The organism is Streptomyces sp. NPDC049970, from assembly GCF_040660235.1.
Classification (GTDB): domain Bacteria; phylum Actinomycetota; class Actinomycetes; order Streptomycetales; family Streptomycetaceae; genus Streptomyces.
Window position 1 is genome coordinate 436,831 of sequence record NZ_JBFALP010000004.1, and the last position, 19,634, is coordinate 456,464.

20 protein-coding genes are annotated in these 19,634 nt (G+C 71.8%); 12 read left to right on the top strand and 8 right to left on the bottom strand.

Going from position 1 to position 19,634, the window contains the following annotated elements; all coding sequences use genetic code 11:
• Positions 1–11 precede the first annotated feature (11 nt).
• From AB0I83_RS10735 to AB0I83_RS10750, 4 genes are all read right to left on the bottom strand, one after another.
• Positions 12–623, bottom strand: coding sequence for a nucleoside triphosphate pyrophosphatase (locus AB0I83_RS10735; RefSeq protein ID WP_356535274.1), 612 nt, complete (start codon positions 621–623; stop codon positions 12–14).
• Positions 624–643: 20 nt separating this feature from the next.
• A complete protein-coding gene (locus AB0I83_RS10740; protein ID WP_356535273.1) occupies positions 644–772 on the bottom strand; it encodes a hypothetical protein in 129 nt (42 codons plus the stop codon).
• A gap of 83 nt (positions 773–855) precedes the next feature.
• Entirely contained in the window at positions 856–1,062 is a 207-nt protein-coding gene (locus tag AB0I83_RS10745; protein ID WP_356535272.1) for an acyl-CoA carboxylase epsilon subunit, read from the bottom strand.
• Positions 1,063–1,076: 14 nt separating this feature from the next.
• Complete coding sequence (locus AB0I83_RS10750) at positions 1,077–2,657, bottom strand: acyl-CoA carboxylase subunit beta (RefSeq protein ID WP_356535271.1); 1,581 nt, start codon at positions 2,655–2,657, stop codon at positions 1,077–1,079.
• A 173-nt stretch (positions 2,658–2,830) separates the two neighbouring features.
• Between AB0I83_RS10750 and AB0I83_RS10755 the strand changes: the two genes are divergently transcribed.
• The 5 genes from AB0I83_RS10755 (at position 2,831) to hutH (ending at position 8,878) form a co-directional block, all read left to right on the top strand.
• A complete protein-coding gene (locus tag AB0I83_RS10755; RefSeq protein WP_356535270.1) occupies positions 2,831–3,703 on the top strand; it encodes a biotin--[acetyl-CoA-carboxylase] ligase in 873 nt (290 codons plus the stop codon).
• Between the two features lie 153 nt (positions 3,704–3,856).
• A complete protein-coding gene (locus AB0I83_RS10760) occupies positions 3,857–5,056 on the top strand; it encodes an adenylate/guanylate cyclase domain-containing protein (protein WP_356535269.1) in 1,200 nt (399 codons plus the stop codon).
• A gap of 139 nt (positions 5,057–5,195) precedes the next feature.
• A complete protein-coding gene (locus AB0I83_RS10765) occupies positions 5,196–6,008 on the top strand; it encodes an enoyl-CoA hydratase-related protein (RefSeq protein ID WP_356535268.1) in 813 nt (270 codons plus the stop codon).
• An 82-nt stretch (positions 6,009–6,090) separates the two neighbouring features.
• The gene (locus AB0I83_RS10770; protein WP_363304336.1) at positions 6,091–7,257 is read left to right on the top strand and encodes a GGDEF domain-containing protein; all 1,167 of its coding nucleotides are present in this window, start codon (positions 6,091–6,093) and stop codon (positions 7,255–7,257) included.
• A gap of 64 nt (positions 7,258–7,321) precedes the next feature.
• Positions 7,322–8,878: a histidine ammonia-lyase gene (gene hutH, locus AB0I83_RS10775; RefSeq protein ID WP_356535300.1), complete on the top strand. Its 1,557-nt coding sequence runs from the start codon at positions 7,322–7,324 to the stop codon at positions 8,876–8,878.
• A 54-nt stretch (positions 8,879–8,932) separates the two neighbouring features.
• Here hutH and AB0I83_RS10780 read toward each other — a convergent pair whose 3' ends face one another.
• Complete coding sequence (locus AB0I83_RS10780; protein WP_363304337.1) at positions 8,933–9,241, bottom strand: hypothetical protein; 309 nt, start codon at positions 9,239–9,241, stop codon at positions 8,933–8,935.
• Positions 9,242–9,395: 154 nt separating this feature from the next.
• Between AB0I83_RS10780 and AB0I83_RS10785 the strand changes: the two genes are divergently transcribed.
• The 6 genes from AB0I83_RS10785 to AB0I83_RS10810 all read left to right on the top strand — a co-directional run bounded on the left by AB0I83_RS10785 (position 9,396) and on the right by AB0I83_RS10810 (position 16,241).
• Positions 9,396–9,752 (top strand): hypothetical protein, encoded by a 357-nt coding sequence (locus tag AB0I83_RS10785; protein ID WP_356535299.1) that lies wholly within the window; start codon positions 9,396–9,398, stop codon positions 9,750–9,752.
• A 181-nt stretch (positions 9,753–9,933) separates the two neighbouring features.
• Complete coding sequence (locus tag AB0I83_RS10790; RefSeq protein ID WP_363304338.1) at positions 9,934–11,202, top strand: Ig-like domain-containing protein; 1,269 nt, start codon at positions 9,934–9,936, stop codon at positions 11,200–11,202.
• Between the two features lie 149 nt (positions 11,203–11,351).
• A complete protein-coding gene (locus AB0I83_RS10795; protein WP_363304339.1) occupies positions 11,352–12,821 on the top strand; it encodes an ABC transporter permease in 1,470 nt (489 codons plus the stop codon).
• A 48-nt stretch (positions 12,822–12,869) separates the two neighbouring features.
• Positions 12,870–13,553, top strand: coding sequence for an ABC transporter ATP-binding protein (locus AB0I83_RS10800; RefSeq protein ID WP_356535263.1), 684 nt, complete (start codon positions 12,870–12,872; stop codon positions 13,551–13,553).
• Between the two features lie 293 nt (positions 13,554–13,846).
• Positions 13,847–15,226 carry an NADP-specific glutamate dehydrogenase gene (gene gdhA / locus AB0I83_RS10805; RefSeq protein ID WP_356535262.1) on the top strand — a complete coding sequence of 460 codons (1,380 nt, stop codon included), beginning with the start codon at positions 13,847–13,849 and terminating at the stop codon, positions 15,224–15,226.
• A 268-nt stretch (positions 15,227–15,494) separates the two neighbouring features.
• Positions 15,495–16,241: a lipase gene (locus AB0I83_RS10810; protein ID WP_363304340.1), complete on the top strand. Its 747-nt coding sequence runs from the start codon at positions 15,495–15,497 to the stop codon at positions 16,239–16,241.
• Between the two features lie 68 nt (positions 16,242–16,309).
• On the opposite strand, the gene msrA is transcribed toward AB0I83_RS10810, so the two are convergent.
• The 3 genes from msrA to AB0I83_RS10825 all read right to left on the bottom strand — a co-directional run bounded on the left by msrA (position 16,310) and on the right by AB0I83_RS10825 (position 18,376).
• On the bottom strand, positions 16,310–17,014 hold the full coding sequence (gene msrA, locus AB0I83_RS10815) for a peptide-methionine (S)-S-oxide reductase MsrA (RefSeq protein ID WP_356535260.1): 705 nt from the start codon (positions 17,012–17,014) through the stop codon (positions 16,310–16,312).
• Positions 17,015–17,083: 69 nt separating this feature from the next.
• Positions 17,084–17,242: a hypothetical protein gene (locus tag AB0I83_RS10820; RefSeq protein WP_356535259.1), complete on the bottom strand. Its 159-nt coding sequence runs from the start codon at positions 17,240–17,242 to the stop codon at positions 17,084–17,086.
• Positions 17,243–17,272: 30 nt separating this feature from the next.
• Positions 17,273–18,376, bottom strand: a complete 1,104-nt coding sequence (locus tag AB0I83_RS10825; RefSeq protein ID WP_356535258.1) for a hypothetical protein — start codon at positions 18,374–18,376, stop codon at positions 17,273–17,275.
• Between the two features lie 79 nt (positions 18,377–18,455).
• On the opposite strand from AB0I83_RS10825, the gene AB0I83_RS10830 reads away from it, so the two are divergent.
• A complete protein-coding gene (locus AB0I83_RS10830) occupies positions 18,456–19,601 on the top strand; it encodes a cystathionine gamma-synthase (protein WP_356535257.1) in 1,146 nt (381 codons plus the stop codon).
• The last annotated feature ends 33 nt before the right edge of the window (positions 19,602–19,634 follow it).

Consider the following 19,634-nt stretch of genomic DNA (forward strand, 5'->3'; position numbering starts at 1 on the left):
GCCGGGGCCGCTCAGACCCACAAGTCGGTCACCGAGAAGCCGAGTTCACCGAGCAGCCGGCGCAGCAGCGGCAGCGAGAGCCCGATGACGTTGCCGTGGCTGCCCTCGATCGCCTCGACGAAGGGCGCCGAGCGGCCGTCCAGGGTGAACGCCCCGGCGACGTGGAGGGGTTCGCCCGAGGCGACGTACGCCGCCACCTCGGCGTCGGTCGGCTCACCGAACCTGACGACGGTGGACGCGGTCGCCGACGCGGTGCGGCCGGTCGCCGTGTCGATGACGCTGTGCCCCGTCCGCAGGATGCCCGAGCGGCCGCGCATCGACTTCCAGCGGGCCGTGGCCTCCTCGCCGTCCGCGGGCTTGCCGTAGGCCTCGCCGTCCAGCTCCAGCACCGAGTCGCAGCCGACGACCAGCGCGCCCGACGCCTCGGGGCGGGCCGCGACCGCTGCGGCCTTCGCCTCGGCCAGGACGAGCGCCAGCTCACCCGGGCTAGGAGCTTCGATCGCGTCCTCGTCCACACCGCTGACGATCACCTCGGGGGCGAAGCCCGCCTGGCGCAGGAGGCCCAGACGGGCGGGGGAGGCGGAGGCGAGCACGAGACGGCGCTGATCAGTCATACCCGCCATCGTAGGCGGGGCCGGAGGCCTCAGCGGGTGCCCAGGACGAACATCGCCACGACCATGGCCAGCGCCAGCAGCAGTCCCGCGCGGCGCAACATGTCCTGGGCGTCGCGCAGTTCCTTCGGGGGCTTGTTCTCGGGGTCGGACCACAGCATGCGTCCGATGGTGCTCCGGACACGGCCGCGGCGCCTGAGTACGCGTACTCAAGCGCCGTCGGAGTGCCTGCCGGGCCCCGTTCTCAGGAGGGCCAGTACGTCCGTGCCCACGAGCGGGGCCCCGGCCGCAGGGCGCCCGCGCGTGCGATGCGCCCCGGGTCGGACCACTGCTCGGGCGGCAGCGGAGCGCCCGACGGCAGGGCGGCGGCGGCTGCCGCACGCGCCCGGACCACGGCGAGGGCCGCGGCGAGCTCCTCCGGGGTCGGATTGCCCCGTACGACCTTGATCATGGTGGCTCCCGTGGCTAGAGGGGGATGTTGCCGTGCTTCTTGGGCGGCAGGGACTCGCGCTTGGTCCGGAGCTGGCGCAGGCCCTTCACGAGGTGTGCCCGGGTCTCGGACGGCATGATCACCGCGTCGACGTAGCCGCGCTCGGCCGCGACGTACGGGTTGAGGAGCGCGTCCTCGTAGTCGGTCATCAGCCCGGCGCGGGTGGCCTCGGGGTCCTCGGCCGCGGCGATCGTGCGGCGGTGCAGGATGTTCACCGCGCCCTGTGCGCCCATGACCGCGATCTGCGCGGTCGGCCAGGCCAGGTTCAGGTCGGCGCCCAGGTGCTTGGAGCCCATGACGTCGTAGGCGCCGCCGAAGGCCTTGCGGGTGATCACCGTGATCAGCGGGACGGTGGCCTCGGCGTACGCGTAGATGAGCTTGGCGCCGCGTCGGATGATGCCGCCGTACTCCTGGTCGACGCCGGGGAGGAAGCCGGGTACGTCGACGAAGGTGAGGACCGGCACGTTGAAGGCGTCGCACGTGCGGACGAAGCGCGCGGCCTTCTCGCTCGCGTCGATGTCCAGACAGCCGGCGAACTGCATGGGCTGGTTGGCGACGACGCCGACCGGGTAGCCCTCGACGCGCCCGAAGCCGGTGATGATGTTGGGCGCGAACAGTGCCTGCGTCTCCAGGAACTCGCCGTCGTCGAGCACGTGCTCGATCGTGGTGTGCATGTCGTACGGCTGGTTCGCCGAGTCCGGGATGAGGGCGTCGAGCTCGCGGTCCTCGTCCGTCGTCTCCAGACCTGCCTCCTCGGGGAAGGCCGGCGCCTCGGAGAGGTTGTTCGACGGGAGGTAGGACAGCAGGGACTTGACGTACTCGATGGCGTCCTTCTCGTCACCCGCCATGTGGTGCGCCACACCTGACGTCGTGTTGTGGGTGCGGGCGCCGCCCAGCTCCTCGAAGCCGACGTCCTCGCCGGTGACCGTCTTGATGACGTCCGGGCCCGTGATGAACATGTGCGAGGTCTGGTCGACCATCACCGTGAAGTCGGTGATGGCGGGCGAGTAGACCGCGCCGCCCGCGCAGGGGCCGACGATCAGGGAGATCTGCGGGACCACACCCGAGGCGTGCACGTTGCGGCGGAAGATCTCGGCGAACAGGCCGAGGGCGACGACGCCCTCCTGGATGCGGGCCCCCCCGCCGTCGTTGATGCCGACGACCGGGCAGCCGGTCTTCAGCGCGAAGTCCATGACCTTGACGATCTTCTCGCCGTAGACCTCGCCGAGCGACCCTCCGAAGATGGTGAAGTCCTGCGAGTACACGCAGACGGGACGGCCGTCCACCGTGCCGTACCCGGTGACGACACCGTCACCGTACGGACGGTTCTTCTCGATCCCGAAGTTGGTGGACCGGTGCCGTGCGAACTCGTCGAGCTCCACGAAGGAACCGTCGTCGAGCAGGAGCTCGACGCGCTCCCGGGCGGTCAACTTGCCCTTGGCGTGCTGCTTTTCGACGGCCCGGGCGGAACCTGCGTGTGTGGCCTCTTCGATACGGCGCTGCAGGTCCGCGATCTTGCCCGCGGTCGTGTGGATGTCGCTCTGCGGCTCGGACATCGGGTGGCGGCTCCCTGCCTGGTCACGGGGACGGCTGGTACATCCAGTGGGGTGCTGGACCGATACGTGCTCGACGGCAGCCTGCTCGTCGGCTGCCTTGGCTACTGACCCGTAGCGTATCGGCGCGGATACGGTTCGGCAGTGCGTCGTTGGCCACACCTACTGTGGGTCGCATGACTCCTCCCGATGCGCCGCGCAACCGCTGGTCGGACCTCGACAGGCCGCCCCTCAACGTCTCGGCGCTGCGCCGCGGGCTGCTGAGGCCCGGCGGGCTGTGGACCTCCCTCGACGTCGTCGAGTCGACCGGATCGACCAACTCCGACCTCGCGGCCCGAGCCGCCGCCGGGGAAGGGCCGGCCGAGGGGGCGGTGCTGGTGGCCGAGGAGCAGACCGCCGGCCGCGGCCGACTGGACCGCAGCTGGACCGCGCCGCCCCGCTCGGGGATCTTCCTGTCCGTGTACCTGACCCCCGGCGACGTACCCGTCGAGCGGTGGGGCTGGCTGCCGCTGCTGACCGGCGTCGCCGCCGCGACGGGCCTCGCGCAGGCGGCCGGCGTCGACATGGCACTGAAATGGCCCAACGACCTCCTGGTGACCGTCGACGGCTCGGAACGCAAGACGGGAGGCATCCTCGCCGAGCGCGCCGGGGACGGCGTCGTGATCGGCATCGGGCTCAACGTCTCGCTGCGCGCGGCCGAGCTGCCCGCCCCGCACGCCGGATCGCTGGCGCTCGCCGGAGCGGTCTCCACCGACCGCGAGACACTCCTGCGGGCCGTCCTGAGGTCGCTGGAGCAGTGGTACGCGCAGTGGCGCGACGCGGACGGCGACGCCGCCGCCTCCGGTCTCCAGGCGGCGTACGCGGCGGGCTGCGCCACGCTCGACCGCACGGTCCGGGCCGAGCTGCCGGGGGACCGGTCCGTCGTGGGCGAGGCCGTCGCGATCGACGGTGACGGGCGGCTGGTGCTGGCCACGGGCGACGGCGTCCAGGAGCCCGTGTCGGCGGGCGACATCGTCCACCTGCGCGGGGAGGAGGGGGGCCTGACCTGATCCGGTGCCTCCGCACGCAGGGGTGATGTCGCGCGGGACGCACGCGGAACCGCGCGACCGGGGACGTGAGCCAGGGCACACCTGCCGTATCGTTGAGGCGACCCAGCGACAGATCGGCAGGGAAGTGCGCACGGAACGGGCAGGAGGCGGCCGGTGACCGTCGACGACACGAACTCCGACGACGGCGCGGAGCCCTCATCCGGGCCGCCGGTCCACTCGACACCGCACCACGAGGTCGACCACACGGCCGAACCGACCGACGACCCGCTGGCCATCCGGCTGGAGGCCCTGATCCTGGGGTCCGACCGCCGCTACACGCCCTTCCAGGCGGCCAGGACCGCCGGGGTCTCCATGGACCTGGCCTCCCGGTTCTGGCGGGCCATGGGCTTCGCCGACATCGGGCAGGCCAAGGCGCTCACCGAGGCGGACGTGCTGGCCCTGCGCCGTCTCGCCGGTCTCGTGGAGGCCGGACTGCTCAGCGAGCCGATGGCGATCCAGGTGGCCCGGTCGACCGGGCAGACCACCGCCCGGCTCGCGGAATGGCAGATCGACTCCTTCCTCGAAGGGCTGACCGAGCCCCCCGAGGCCGGCATGACCCGTACCGAGGTCACGTACCCGCTGGTCGAACTGCTCCTGCCCGAGCTGCAGGAGTTCCTGGTCTACGTGTGGCGGCGCCAGCTCGCCGCCGCCACGGGCCGGGTGGTGCAGGCGGCGGACGACGACGAGATGGTCGACCGGCGGCTCGCCGTGGGCTTCGCCGACCTGGTCGGCTTCACCCGGCTGACGCGGCGCCTGGAGGAGGAGGAGCTCGGCGAGCTGGTCGAGGCCTTCGAGACGACCTCCGCGGACCTGGTCGCCGCGCACGGCGGACGGCTCATCAAGACGCTGGGCGACGAGGTCCTCTTCGCCGCCGACGACGCGCGCACGGCCGGCGAGATCGCGCTCCGGCTGGTCGAGGCGATGGCCCAGGACACCACGATGCCCGCGCTGCGGGTCGGCATGGCGTTCGGCACGGTCACGACCCGCATGGGCGACGTGTTCGGTACGACGGTGAACCTGGCCAGCCGGCTCACCTCGATAGCGCCGAAGGACGCCGTCCTGGTGGACGGGGCGTTCGCCAAGGAGGTCGTCAGGACCGGGGACGCCCCCGCCTCCGAGGCACAGGCATCCGAGGAGGCAGCCGCCGCGGCCGAGCGGATCCGGCTGGCGGAGAAGGAGGGCCGCGCCCCGGAGGAGGGGCAGCCGCTTCCGGCATACCGCTTCGGGCTGCAGCCGATGTGGCAGCGGTCGGTGCGCGGGCTGGGTGTGGTGGAGCCGTGGCTGCTGGCGCGGCGGGGCAAGCCGGCCTCCTGACCTCCGGGGCCGCGCGCCCGCGGCCGTGTCCCAGGGCCCGGCCCCTCGTGCTCGGTCCGCCCGCCAGTCCCCCGCCCGGTCCCCCGCGGCGTACCCGCGCCTAGGATCCCGGTAACTCGTCAACCGGAGGGGTGCAGTCATGGGTGTCACGTCGGAGCAGAGGTTCGGGGAGTTCGTCGTCGTACGGCGGCACGAGGGCCAGGAGCACGTGGCCGAGCTGGTGCTGGACCGGCCCAAGGCGATGAACGCGGTCAGCACGGCCATGGCGGCCGCCATCGGTGAGGCCTGCGCCGCGCTGGGCGCCGACCAAGGGGTGCGCGCGACCGTGCTCACCTCCAGCCACGAGCGGGCGTTCTGCGTGGGCGCGGACCTCAAGGAGCGGAACTCCTTCACCGACGCCGAACTGGTGCGGCAGCGTCCCACCGCCAGGGCGGCCTACACCGGTGTCCTGGAGCTCCCGATGCCGGTCGTCGCCGCCGTGCACGGCTTCGCGCTCGGCGGCGGGTTCGAGCTGGCCCTGGCCTGCGATGTCATCGTCGCCGACCGCACGGCGGTGGTCGGCCTGCCCGAGGTGTCCGTCGGCGTCATCCCGGGGGGTGGCGGTACCCAGCTGCTGCCCCGCCGGGTCGGTGCCGCCCGCGCCGCCGAGCTGGTCTTCACCGCACGGCGGGTGGAGGCTGCCGAGGCGCGGGAGCTCGGCCTCGTCGACGAGCTGGTCGACGCCGGGCGGGACCGGGAGGAGGCGCTCGCCCTCGGCGGCCGGATCGCGGCGAACTCCCCGGTGGGGCTGCGGGCCGCGAAGCGGGCGCTGCGGCTGGGGCACGGGCTGGACCTGCGGGCCGGGCTCGAGGTGGAGGACGCGGCCTGGCGGTCCGTGGCCTTCTCCGGGGACCGCGCCGAGGGGGTCGCCGCGTTCAACGAGAAGCGGAAGCCCAGCTGGCCCGGGGAGTGATCCGGGACGCGGTCCGGGTGATCTGAAGATCATCAGCGCTGCCGACTGATCATTTCATCGCAAAACTACATAGGCTGTGGCCATGGGTGGTGACGACGCGAGACTGCGCGCGGTGGTCGCGCTGGCACAGGCGATGGCGGCGGCCTACACGCCGCGCGAGTCGTGGCACGCGGCTGCCGCGGGGGCGTGCGAGGCGCTGGGCGGCAGCTTCGCCGCCCTCTCCGTGTGGGAGCGCGAGCAGGGCAGGCTGCGGGTCCTGGTGAACGCGGGGGAGCGGGCCGAGGGCGAGGAGGAGTTCCCCGAGGAGGAGGCCTATCCCGTCCACCGGTTCCCGGAGATCACCGAGTTCCTGCACGAACGCTGGGCAGGCGGCGGCGAACCCGACGCCTGGGTGGAGACCGTCGACGGCGGGCCCGGGGCGGGCGCCCCGGCCCGTGGTGCCCGCCCCTACTGCCACCAGCGGGTCGCGGCGCTGCGCCGCAGGGGGCGCGGCTGCTGCGTCGTGGCACCGATCGTGCTGCACGGGCGCGCCTGGGGTGAGCTGTACGTCGCGCGGCCGGCCGGCGTGCCGGTGTTCGACCGGGACGACGCGGACTTCGCGACCGTGCTGGCCGCCGTCGTCGCGGCGGGCATCGCTCAGACCGAGCGCCTGGAGGAGGTCCGCAAGCTGGCCTTCACCGATCCGCTGACCGGGCTCGCGAACCGCAGGGCCGTCGACATCCGGCTCGACGAGGCGTTGGAGCTGCACCGTGCCGAGGGAGCCGTGGTCAGCCTGGTGGTCTGCGACCTCAACGGCCTCAAGACGGTCAACGACACCCATGGGCACGCGGTCGGCGACCGGTTGCTGGAACGTTTCGGCTCCGTGCTCTCCCTCTGCGGCGCGATGCTCCCCGGGGCCCTGGCCGCGCGCCTGGGCGGGGACGAGTTCTGCCTGCTCACCGTGGGTCCCCCGGCGGACGACGTGGTGCGGGTCTCCGAGGAGCTCTGCGCCCGGGCGGTCGCCATGGAGATCGGCGACGGCGTGGCCTGCGGGATCGCGTCCACGGGCGACGCGATCGGCCCGGTCCGGTCCGCGCGCCGGCTCTTCCGGCTCGCGGACGCCGCGCAGTACCAGGCGAAGGCGGCGCACTCCAGGCGGCCCGTGGTGGCGGGCCGGGACGGCGACGTGATCCGGCTCGCGGACTCCCCGCCCAGGTCCCCGCACGACCGCCGCAGGCTGCGCGGCAATCCGCCCGGGGGCGAGGGGTAAGGGGTCAACCGCTGGACCACTGGTGACATGGCGGCTTTCAGTCCGTAGGCTCCTGAATATGGATATGCATACAGTCGTGGTGGGGACGTCCGGTACCACCGCCGAGGACGTCGTCGCCGTGGCCCGCGGGGGCGCCCGGGTCGAGCTCTCGGCGGCGGCCGTCGAGGCACTCTCCGTCGCCCGCGGGATCATCGACGCCCTCGCCGCCAAGCCCGAGCCGGTCTACGGCGTCTCCACCGGCTTCGGCGCGCTCGCCAGCCGGCACATCAGCCCCGGTCTGCGGGTCCAGCTCCAGCGCAACATCGTCCGTTCGCACGCGGCGGGCATGGGCCCGCGGGTCGAGCGCGAGGTCGTCCGCGCGCTGATGTTCCTCCGGCTCAAGACGCTGGCCTCCGGCCACACCGGCGTACGCCCCGAAGTCGCGCAGACCATGGCCGACGTGCTGAACGCGGGCATCACCCCCGTCGTCCACGAGTACGGCTCGCTCGGCTGCTCCGGCGACCTCGCCCCGCTCTCGCACTGCGCCCTGACCCTGATGGGCGAGGGCGACGCGGAAGGCCCCGACGGCACCGTGCGTCCGGCCGGCGAACTCCTCGCCGAGCACGGCATCGCCCCCGTCGTGCTGCACGAGAAGGAGGGCCTCGCCCTCCTCAACGGGACCGACGGCATGCTCGGCATGCTCGTCATGGCCCTCGCGGACCTGAAGAACCTCTACACCAGCGCGGACATCACCGCGGCGCTCTCCCTGGAGGCGCTGCTCGGCACGGACCGGGTCCTCGCCCCCGAGCTGCACGCCATCCGCCCCCACCCGGGCCAGGGCGTCTCCGCCGAGAACATGCTGCGGGTGCTCGCCGGGTCCGGTCTCACGGGGCGGCACGCCGAGGTCACGGGCGACGCCCCCCGGGTCCAGGACGCCTACTCCGTGCGCTGCGCGCCCCAGGTCAACGGCGCCGGTCGCGACACCCTCGCGCACGGGGCACTCGTCGCCGACCGTGAGCTGGCCGCGGCCGTCGACAACCCGGTCGTGCTGCCGGGAGAGGGGCGGGTGGAGTCCAACGGCAACTTCCACGGCGCACCCGTCGCGTACGTCCTCGACTTCCTGGCGATCGTCGCCGCGGACCTCGGATCCATCGCCGAGCGCCGCACGGACCGGCTGCTGGACAGGAACCGCTCGCACGGGCTGCCGCCGTTCCTGGCCGACGACGCCGGGGTCGACTCGGGGCTGATGATCGCCCAGTACACGCAGGCCGCCCTGGTCAGCGAGATGAAGCGGCTCGCCGTCCCGGCGTCCGTCGACTCGATCCCCTCGTCCGCCATGCAGGAGGACCACGTCTCGATGGGCTGGTCGGCGGCGCGCAAGCTCCGCACGTCCGTGGACCACCTCGCGCGGATCGTGGCCGTCGAGCTCTACGCGGCCACCCGCGCCGTCGAGCTGCGCGCCGCCGGGGGTCCGAACCCCGCCCCCGCGTCACTGGCCGCCATCACGGCGCTGCGGGACGCCGGTGTGCGGGGGCCGGGACCGGACCGCTTCCTCGCCCCCGACCTCGCCGCCGCCGACGCCTTCGTACGGGAGGGGAAGCTGGTCGCCGCGGTGGAGCCGGTGACCGGGCCGCTGGCCTGAGCCCGTACGCGCGAAAGCTGCCGCACCCCCGGGGTGCGGCAGCCCTCGCTCACCTCAGAAGCCGGCGCCCGGCGTGCCGCCCCGGCGTACCGAACGGGCGACGAAACCCGTGCCGACGCACAGGAAAGCCGTGCCGCCGATCAGGTAAGGCGTCGTGTCGATGCCCGTACCGGTCTCGGCGAGCGTGTCCTCGGAGGCGAACTCCCCCGTGGCGGAGGCCTGTCGGGCCTCCGTGGACGAGCCGGTGGAACCACTTGGCCCCTCGGCCCCGCCGGTCGCGTTGGCGGACGGGACGAACCAGAGGGCACAGAGCAGGGTGCCTGCCGCTGTGGTGGTCAGCAGCGTGCGACGAGCGATGGACACAGAATCGATCCCCTTGCGACAACCGTCAGTTAGCCCCCGTACGCCGATGCTAAGCAAAGCAGCGGGTCGGAGGAAAGCCGTGGCTCCCCAGAGCCTTACGCTCCGGCATATGACTACTTCGGAGACACCCTCATTTGTTCGGCTTCGCGTGGAGATGGTCCTGGAGATCAGCGACGCGGACGCGCTGACCGGCACGGCGCTGGAGAGCATCGCCGCGGATTTCACGGCCTCCGGCGCCTCCGCCGACGAGTCGGCCGAGGAGCGCACGCATGCCGAGCAGACGGTCAGGGAAGACGCAGCTGAAGCGCTCGCCTCGCTGATCGATCCGTTCGACCTGGTCAGCCAGGTACCCGGGGTCGAGCTCGCCCAGGCCTCCTGGAGCAGCGAGACGATCGACTACGACCCCGACGCGGAGGACTGGGCGGCCGGAGAGGACGGGGACGAGTCGCACTACGGGATCGAGGACAATGAGACGGACGACGAAGAAGGTGGCGGGAACACGGAACGCTGACGCCCGCGGGGCACTCCTCACGGGTGACGGGAACCGACGCGGCCGCGACCGCGTCGATGAGTGGTGTTCCCCACATCCGCGACGGATGTGGAACGGAACGCCCGGTCGGGGTGTTCTTGGAACATTGACGGGTGTTCGCCGCCAGGCGAACCTGTCCGGGGATCTTGGGGAATCGGCAACGATGGAGAAGCGTGTGATGACGGACAGCAAGCGGCGCCGGGGCCTCATGGCCGCGTCCGCACTGCTCGGCGGCGTGCTGGTGCTTTCGGCCTGCAGCGACGACGGCGGCGACACGGGTGCGAGCGCCGACAGCTCGAAGACGTCACAGGCGCAGGTCGACGAGGCGGCGGCCAAGGACACCTCCGAGGCGCAGATAACGATCGCGCCGAAGAACGGCGCGACCAACGCGAGCATCAACAACGCCGCGATGGTCACCGTCGCCAAGGGCAAGCTGACCGAGGTCACCATGACCACGGCCGAGGGCGACGCCGTCGAGGGCACCCTCGCGGCCGACGGCTCCAGCTGGAAGCCCAGCGGCCAGCTCGAGCGCTCGACGACGTACAAGATCAGCGCCACGGCGGCCGACTCGAAGGACCGTGCGGCACACGCCAACAGCTCCTTCACCACGGTCTCGCCCGAGAACAGCTTCATCGGGAACTTCACCCCCGAGGACGGTTCCACCGTCGGCGTGGGCATGCCCGTCTCGATCAACTTCAACAAGGCGATCACCGACAAGAAGGCCGTCCAGGACGGCATCAAGGTGACGTCGAGCAGCGGCCAGGAAGTCGTCGGCCACTGGTTCAACAACCAGCGCCTGGACCTGCGCCCCGAGGAGTACTGGCAGGGCGGTTCCACCGTCACGCTGAAGCTGGCCCTGGACGGCGTCGAGGGCGCGGACGGCGTCGTCGGTGTCCAGCAGAAGACGGTCACCTTCAAGGTCGGCCGCAACCAGGTCTCGACCGTGGACGCCAAGTCCCACACCATGACCGTCACCCGTGACGGCAAGACGGTGAAGACGATCCCGATCTCCGCCGGATCCTCCGACAACCCGACGTACAACGGCCAGATGGTGATCTCCGAGAAGTTCAAGGAGACCCGCATGGACGGTTCGACGGTCGGCTTCACGGACGACGACGGCAAGGGCGAGTACGACATCAAGGACGTGCCGCACGCCATGCGGCTGTCCACGTCGGGCACGTTCATCCACGGCAACTACTGGGGCGCGAAGTCGATCTTCGGCAGCGCCAACACCAGTCACGGCTGTATCGGCTTGTCCGACACGAAGGGCGCGGGCGACTCCAAGACGCCGGCCGCCTGGCTGTTCGACAACTCCATGGTCGGCGACGTGGTCGTGGTGACGAACTCCCCGGACAAGACCATCGCCCCCGACAACGGCCTCAACGGCTGGAACATGAGCTGGTCGGAGTGGACGGCGGACTCCGCCGCCTGATCCTGACCGCGCCCCTTCCCCGTACGAAGGCGGCGGCACCCGGACGATCCGGGGGCCGCCGCCTTCGGCGTATGCGCCCCGGAGGTGTTCTCATCCGCCTCTCATCGGAGACTTAACTCCTCATCACGCCCGCTCCATATCTTCGCGCCATGTTCTTCACCTACCTCCGGCGCGAGCTGCGCCGCCGCAGAAAGGCGGCGCTCGTCGTCGCCTCGGGGCTCGCCCTCGGCATCGCGCTGGTCATCATCGTCACCTCGGTCTCCTCGGGCATGAGCAGGGCCCAGGACAAGGTCCTCCAATCGCTGTACGGACTGGGCACGGACATGACGGTGACCAAGGCCGCGGCCGCCCGGGGTTCCGGCGGCACCGAGCGGCCCCGCTTCGAGTTCGACGCCGAGGACGGCGAGGACGCGACCCAGAGCACGGACCGGGTCATGGTCCAGGGCTTCCAGACCCTCGCCGCCGACACCGTCGGCAAGGTGGGCGAGCAGCACGGCGTCGCGGACGCCGTCGGCGGGCTGAGCCTGACGGTGATGAAGGTCGACGGCCAGTTCAAGCGCGGCGAGTTCAAGCAGGGCGAGAGCTCGGGGCAGAGCCAGGGCGGCCCCGGCGGCGGCCAGGGCGGCGGAGGCCGGCCCCAGGGCCGGGTCGAGGGCGGCGGCGCCTCCTTCGACGTCAACTCCTTCACCGTGTACGGCACCGACGTCACCCTGCAGGGCCTCGGCCCGCTGACCTCTTCCAAGATCACCAAGGGTCGTACCTTCAAGTCCACGGAGACCGATGCCGAGGTCGCGGTGGTCGACTCCGCCTACGCCAAGGAGAAGGAGCTCGCGGTCGGCAAGACCGTCACCGTCTCCGGCACCGGGTACAAGATCGTGGGCGTCTCCACGGCGGACAGTGGTGACGCGGCAGCCAACGTCTACATCCCGCTGAAGCAGGCGCAGACCGTCGCCGGCGCCAAGGACAAGGTCACCACGGTCTACGTCCAGGCCGCCGACTCCCAGCAGATCGACACCGTCAAGGCCGCCATCCAGAAGAACGTCTCCGGTACGACGGTCACCACCTCCGCCGACCTCGCCGACACGGTGTCCGGTTCCCTCTCCACCGCCTCCGACCTGGCCTCCAGCGTCGGCAAGTGGCTCTCGATCGCGGTCCTTGTCGCGGCCTTCCTCGTCGCGGGTCTGCTGACCTCCTCCGCGGTCAGCCGCCGCGTGCGGGAGTTCGGCACCCTCAAGGCCCTCGGCTGGAAGAGCGGACGCGTCACCCGGCAGGTCATCGGCGAAGCCCTCGTCAACGGCCTGATGGGCGGCGTCCTCGGTATCGCCGTGGGCCTCGCCGGCGCCTACGCGGTGACCGCCGTCAGCCCCACCCTCACCGCCCAGCTCGGCTCCACGGGCGGCGGAGGCGGCGGCACGGGCGGCGGCCCCATGGGCGGCGGCGGCCCCGGTCGGCAGACCGCGTCCAGGACCCTCGACATCGCCCTGACCGCACCGGTCTCCCTCACCACGATCCTCGTCGCCGTCGCCCTCGCGGTGGCCGGCGGACTCGTCGCGGGAGCCTTCGGCGGCTGGCGGGCCTCCCGGCTGCGGCCGGCCGACGCGCTGCGGCGCGTCGCGTGACACCGCCCCGCCCCACCCCTTCCCGTACGTAGCAGCAGGAGTCCACACGTGTACCAGCTCAAGGGCGTCACCAAGCGCTACATGCGCGGCAAGAACCCCGTCGACGCGCTCGCCGGGGTCGATCTGACCATCGAGGACGGCGGCAGACTCGTCATCCAGGGCCCGACCGGCGGAGGCAAGTCCACGCTCCTCCAGATGCTCGGCGGACTCGACCGGCCCACCGCCGGCACCGTCGAACTCGACGGCGTGGACCTGGCCGGGCTCCCCGAGTCCCGGCTCACCAAGGTCCGAGCCGAGTCCATCGGATTCGTCTTCCAGAGCTTCAACCTCATCCCCACGCTCACCGCCCAGGAGAACGTCGAGACCGCGCTCGTCCCCCTCGGCCTCGGTGCGAGGACCCGCCGCGAACGCGCCGCGGAGGCACTGGAGTCGGTGGGCCTGGGCGACCGGCCCACCCATCTGCCGGGCGAGATGTCCGGCGGGCAGCAGCAGCGCGTCGCCATCGCCCGGGCCCTGGTGAAACGTCCCAAGGTGCTGCTCGCCGACGAACCCACGGGCAACCTCGACGAGTCCATGCGCGACGAGATCATGGAACTGCTCGACGGGCTGTGGAGGGAGCACGGGCTGACCTTCGTGATGGTCACTCATGACAGCTCCCTCGCCCGCAAGGCGCCCCGGGTGGCGACCATCCGCAAGGGGAAGGTCACGGTGACGGAGAACGCGGCGGCCTGAACCGTGGCGGCGCGAACCTCACAGCCGCCCTCCTCCGGCTGTGAGGTTCGCCACCCGCGCGGCCTCGTGGCGCGGGCGCCGCACGACCGCCGCGCCCCGCCGGGGAGCGGGTGCGCGGGCACAGCGGCAGCCCTTAGCGCCCGAGAACCGTGGCCACTATGTGGATGTCGTCCCGGCACCACCGGGCTCCGCTGGGAGACTTGCCGCGTGCAACGGCCCGCACGGGCCGCAGGCGCCTCCGGGGACAGGGAGCGCCGACGCGCACGAGCCCACCCACGGAAGGTCCTGATCAGATGCCTGCCCGTTCCGACTCACTCATCCCGCGCACCGCCGAGAACCGTGTCATCGAGCCGCTCTACGCGGAGATCCTGCGACGCAACCAGGGCGAGCTCGAATTCCACCAGGCGGTCCGCGAGGTCCTCGAAACCCTCGGCCCCGTGCTCGCGCGGCGCCCCGAGCTCGTCGACGCCCGCATCATCGAGCGGATCTGCGAGCCCGAGCGCCAGCTCATCTTCCGGGTGCCGTGGTCGGACGACTCCGGCGGCATCCACGTCAACCGCGGTTTCCGCGTCGAGTTCTCCAGCTCGCTCGGCCCGTACAAGGGCGGACTGCGCTTCCACCCCTCGGTCAACCTCGGGATCGTGAAGTTCCTGGGCTTCGAGCAGATCTTCAAGAACGCCCTCACCGGCATGCCGATCGGCGGCGGCAAGGGCGGCGCAGACTTCGACCCCAAGGGTCGTTCCGACGCCGAGGTCATGCGCTTCTGCCAGTCCTTCATGACCGAACTCCACCGCCACCTGGGCGAGTACACGGACGTCCCCGCCGGTGACATCGGGGTCGGCGGCCGGGAGATCGGCTACCTCTTCGGCCAGTACAAGCGGATCACCAACCGCTACGAGTCGGGGGTGCTCACCGGCAAGGGCCTCGGCTGGGGCGGCGCGCAGGCGCGTACCGAGGCCACCGGATACGGCTGCGTGCTGTTCACCGCCGAGATGCTGCGCGTGCGCGGCGAGTCCCTCGACGGGCAGCGCATCGCGGTCTCCGGTTCCGGCAACGTCGCCATCTACGCCATCGAGAAGGCCCAGCAGCTCGGCGCGACCGTCGTGACCTGCTCGGACTCCGGGGGTTACGTGGTGGACGAGAAGGGCATCGACCTCGACCTGCTCAAGGAGATCAAGGAGACGGGCCGCGGCCGGATCTCCGAGTACGCCGAGCGGCGCGGTGAGCACGTGCGGTACGTCGAGGGCACCGGCGTCTGGGGCGTCCCCGTGGACGTGGCCCTGCCGTGCGCCACCCAGAACGAGCTGCACGAGGCCGACGCGCTCGCCCTCGTGCGCAACGGTGTGAAGGCCGTCGCCGAGGGCGCCAACATGCCCACCACCCCCGAGGCAGTGCACGTCCTCCAGGAAGCGGGCGTGGCCTTCGCACCCGGCAAGGCGGCCAACGCGGGCGGCGTGGCCACCAGTGCCCTGGAGATGCAGCAGAACGCCTCGCGCGACTCGTGGACCTTCGCCCACACGGAGGAGCGGCTCGCGCAGATCATGCGGCACATCCACGAGTCCTGCCACACGACCGCCGAGAAGTACGGCAGCCCGGGCAACTACGTGGTGGGCGCGAACATCGCGGGCTTCGAGATCGTCGCGGAGGCGATGCTGGCACAGGGCCTGATCTGACCCCGCCACCGCGCACGGCCCGGCCTGGCGGCCCGGGCCGTGGGGGTGCGGGCAGACGGCCCGGCGAGTGCACGCATCGGTGTGTACTCCTTCTGCCATGGGGCGACGTCCACCGCGGGCCCTGACCGCGGTGGACGTCGCGCGGGAGCTCACGCGAGGACCGGGCGGCGGCCGACGCCGGTGAATTCGCCGATGGCGCGCGGGCTTCGCACCCCGACTCTTGTCGGGTCAGGCACCCGCATCCCCGCATCCCCGTCAGGAGTGCTCCATGCGTCGTCGCTCACCCCGCCGGCTTCTCGGCGTTCTCGCGGCCGTCACGGTCGCGTTCACCCTGCTCTCATCGGCGTCGACGGCCGGCGCGGCCCAGCCCGCGGGCACCACCGCCGCCCCGGCGTCGCAGGCCGGCGCCGCCGTTCAGCCGCTGTCGACGAGCACGCCCGTCGTCTTCGTCCACGGGTACACGGGCAACGCCTCGAACTGGGTCACCGCCATGGGCGTCTTCCAGCTCAACGGATGGTCCAGCTCCAAGCTCTTCGCGTACGAGTACAACTCCTACGGCAACAACATCACCAACGCCCAGGGCCTGGCCACGTTCGTCAACAACGTGAAGTCCAGGACCGGCGCGAGCAAGGTGGCGATCGTCAACCACTCGATGGGCGGCCTCGTCAGCCAGTACTACCTGAAGGTGCTGGGCGGCAACACCAGCGTCAGCCACCTCGCCTCGATCGCCGGCGCGAACCACGGGACGACCTTCGCCGGCGCCTGCCTGATCTACACGACCTGTCAGCAGATGTACCCGGGTTCCTCGTTCATCTCCCAGATCACCTCGGGCGACGAGACACCGGGTGACACCCGGTACGCCACCTGGTACTCGGCGTGCGACGGCGTCATCCTGCCGTACACCAGCACCCGGCTGAGCGGTGCGACGAACAACAACGTGGCCTGCCAGACCCACATCGGGTACCTCGCGGACACGATCGTGCTGGGCCGGATCGCGCGATTCGTCGCCTCCTGAACCGGACGCGCCCCGTCCCCGGCACCGGGATGCCTGGGCGGGGCGCGCCGTGCGTCTGCGCGGGGGTGTCAGGCCCCCGGTGCCGGCGCGATGCCGGTCGGGCAGGCGCGGCCCCAGTTCGTCTCCGACGGGAACTCCAGGGTGGCGCCCGTGCCGCCGATTCCGCAGTAGCCGTCCGGGTTCTTGTCGAGGTACTGCTGGTGGTACGCCTCCGCGGGCCAGAAGGTACGCCCCTCGGCCGGGAGGATCTCCGTGGTGATCTCCCGGAAGCCGGCGCCGGTCAGGACCCGCTGGTACGCCTCGCGGGACGCGGCCGCGCCCTCCGCCTGCTCGGGGGAGTGCGTGTAGATCGCCGAGCGGTACTGCGTGCCCACGTCGTTGCCCTGGCGGAAGCCCTGGGTCGGGTTGTGGGACTCCCAGAAGAGCTTCAACAGCTCCGCGTAACTGACGACCTGCGGGTCGAACACCACACGGACCGCCTCCGTGTGGCCCGTCAGCCCCGAGCAGGCCTCCTCGTACGACGGGTTCTCGGTGTAGCCGCCCTGGTAGCCCACGAGCGTGGTCCAGACGCCCTCGGTCTGCCAGAACTTGCGCTCGGCACCCCAGAAACAGCCCAGCGCGAAGTCGGCGACCTCAAGCCCCTGCGGATACGGGCCGGTCAGCGGGTTGCCGAGGACCGTGTGCCGGGACGGCACCGTGAACTCGGGGGTGGGGCGGCCGCGCAGGGCCTCCTCGCGGGTGGGGAGCTGCGGGGTGCGGTGGTTCAGGAACATGCGGGGGCTCCTCCGGGGGTCGGGGTTCAGTACGTACAACGCCGCGGGAGCGCCGTGGATTCCAGCCCCTCAGGCGGCCGGGGCCGGGGGATCGCGGCGCTCGCCGCCGTCGCCCGACGCGGGGGCCGGGTGCTCGTAGGAGGCCATGTAGGCGGCGGTCTTCCTCCGCGCGCGCAGCCAGAAGTACACGGCGAGGGCTATCAGGACCAGTGGGATCAGTCGTGTCATGGGGTGCCTGTCCAATCCGGAGGTGGCGGGTCAGTGGAGCAGCGTCGCGGGGCTGCCGCCGTTGGCCTCGTAACCGGCGACCGCCAGCGCCCGGTACACCGTGTACTCGGCGGCCGGGTCGGGGTTCTCGGTCCAGGGCAGCGCGCCCACGTGGCCGTCGATGTGGACGAGCTGGTTCATGGCCTCCGACCAGCGCTCCATGCGGACGAGGAAGAGGACCAGCAGGTGCCGGGCATGGGCGAGCATCGGGTCGTCGGGCCGGGCCGCGTGGACCGCGAACATCGCGCCCCCGACCGCCTTGGTCACCGCGGTGCCCTGGTAGAAACCGTGCACCAGGTTGACCTCGGGCAGATGCTCGTACAGGGCGAACAGCGGCAGCGCGGCGAGCAGCGAGCCCTGCGGGGCGCGGGCGGCGGCAGCGGTGGCGAAGTGGTCGGCGTCCTCGCGGGATCCGTGCCACTTCTCGCACCAGAAGTGCAGGGCCGCGATGTGCGCGCCCATGTGCGCCGGGGCACGGTCGATGATCTTCGCCCAGACCTGGTCGAACTGCTCGTGGGTGTACCCCAGCCCACGGGCGACGGCCAGCTCCACGATGTACGGCACGGGGTCGCCCGGAGCCAGCAGGGCCGCCTCGCCGCAGACCGTACGGGCCTCCTCCAGGATGATCCGGAAGTCGTCGGTGCCCACCGTGCCGGTGCGCCAGGCCTGCTGCACCAGGAACTCCGCGTGCACCGCCGCGGCGCCCGCGTCCTTGGGGGCCTCGGCCCGCCACTTCCGCAGCCACGCCCCGCCCTCACCGGGCCGCTGCGCCAGCTCCAGCGAGGCCGCGCCGGCGAACGCCTGCACCCGCTGCCAGCGGATCTCGCTCTCCTTGGGCGTGCCCGCCAGCAGCTGCGAGGCGGCCCGCCAGGCCCCTGTCCCCTGCACGACGTCCAGGACGTCGAGGAGGTCCTGGTCCGGTCCGGGCATCCGGACGTCCAGTTCCTCCTGGCGTGCGAAGCCGTAGGTGTCGGGGTCGGCGGCGTCCGGCGAACCGGGTGCGACCTGGCGGATACCGCCACGGCGCCGCAGCATGACCGGGCCGACCACGGCGGCGAGCATGAGCAGTGCGAGCAGGAACCACAGAATCTCCATGCGGTCCATTGTCCCCGGACGGGTATCGGGGCGGCGAGTGGCCCGTGACACCCCTCCGGACGAACTACGCTCGGGCCCCATGAGCGACCAGCACAGCTTCGAGACCCTCGCGATCCACGCCGGCAACACGGCGGATCCCCTCACCGGCGCAGTGGTCCCGCCGATCTACCAGGTGTCCACGTACAAGCAGGACGGCGTCGGAGGACTGCGCGGCGGCTACGAGTACAGCCGCAGCGCCAATCCGACCCGCACCGCGCTGGAGGAGAACCTGGCGGCCCTGGAAGGCGGCCGTCGCGGGCTCGCCTTCGCCTCCGGCCTCGCCGCGGAGGACTGCCTCCTGCGGACACTGCTCGTACCCGGCGACCACGTCGTCATCCCGAACGACGCCTACGGCGGCACCTTCCGGCTGTTCGCGAAGGTCGCCTCGCGCTGGGGTGTGGAGTTCTCGGTGGCCGACACCTCGGACGTGAGCGCGGTGCGGGCTGCGATCACCCCCCGTACCAAGGCGATCTGGGTGGAGACCCCGTCCAACCCGCTGCTCGGCATCACGGACATCGAGGCCGTCGCCGGAGTCGCCAGGCAGGCGGGCGTGCGGCTGGTCGTCGACAACACCTTCGCCAGCCCCTACCTCCAGCAGCCGCTCTCGCTCGGCGCCGACGTCGTGGTGCACTCGACCACCAAGTACATGGGCGGTCACTCGGACGTCGTCGGCGGCGCGCTCGTCGTCGGTGACCCGGAGCTCGCCGAGGAACTGGCGTACCACCAGAACGCGATGGGGGCCGTCGCGGGGCCGTTCGACGCGTGGCTGGTGCTGCGGGGCATCAAGACCCTCGCGGTCCGCATGGACCGGCACGACGAGAACGCCACCAAGGTCGCCGACCTGCTGACCCGGCACCCCAAGGTGACGCAGGTCCTCTACCCGGGGCTGCCGGAGCACCCGGGGCACGAGGTCGCCGCCAAGCAGATGAAGGCGTTCGGCGGGATGGTGTCCTTCCGTGTCGCCGGTGGCGAGGAGGCCGCGGTCGAGGTCTGCGACCGCGCGAAGCTCTTCACGCTCGGTGAGTCGCTGGGTGGCGTCGAGTCGCTCCTGGAGCACCCCGGCCGCATGACGCACGCCTCCGCCGCCGGTTCCCCGCTGGAGGTACCGGGCGACCTGGTCCGGCTGTCCGTCGGCATCGAGAACGCCGACGACCTGCTGGCCGACCTGACCCAGGCACTGGGCTGACGCGCCGCCGTCCGGAGGCCGGGAGCGTTCCCG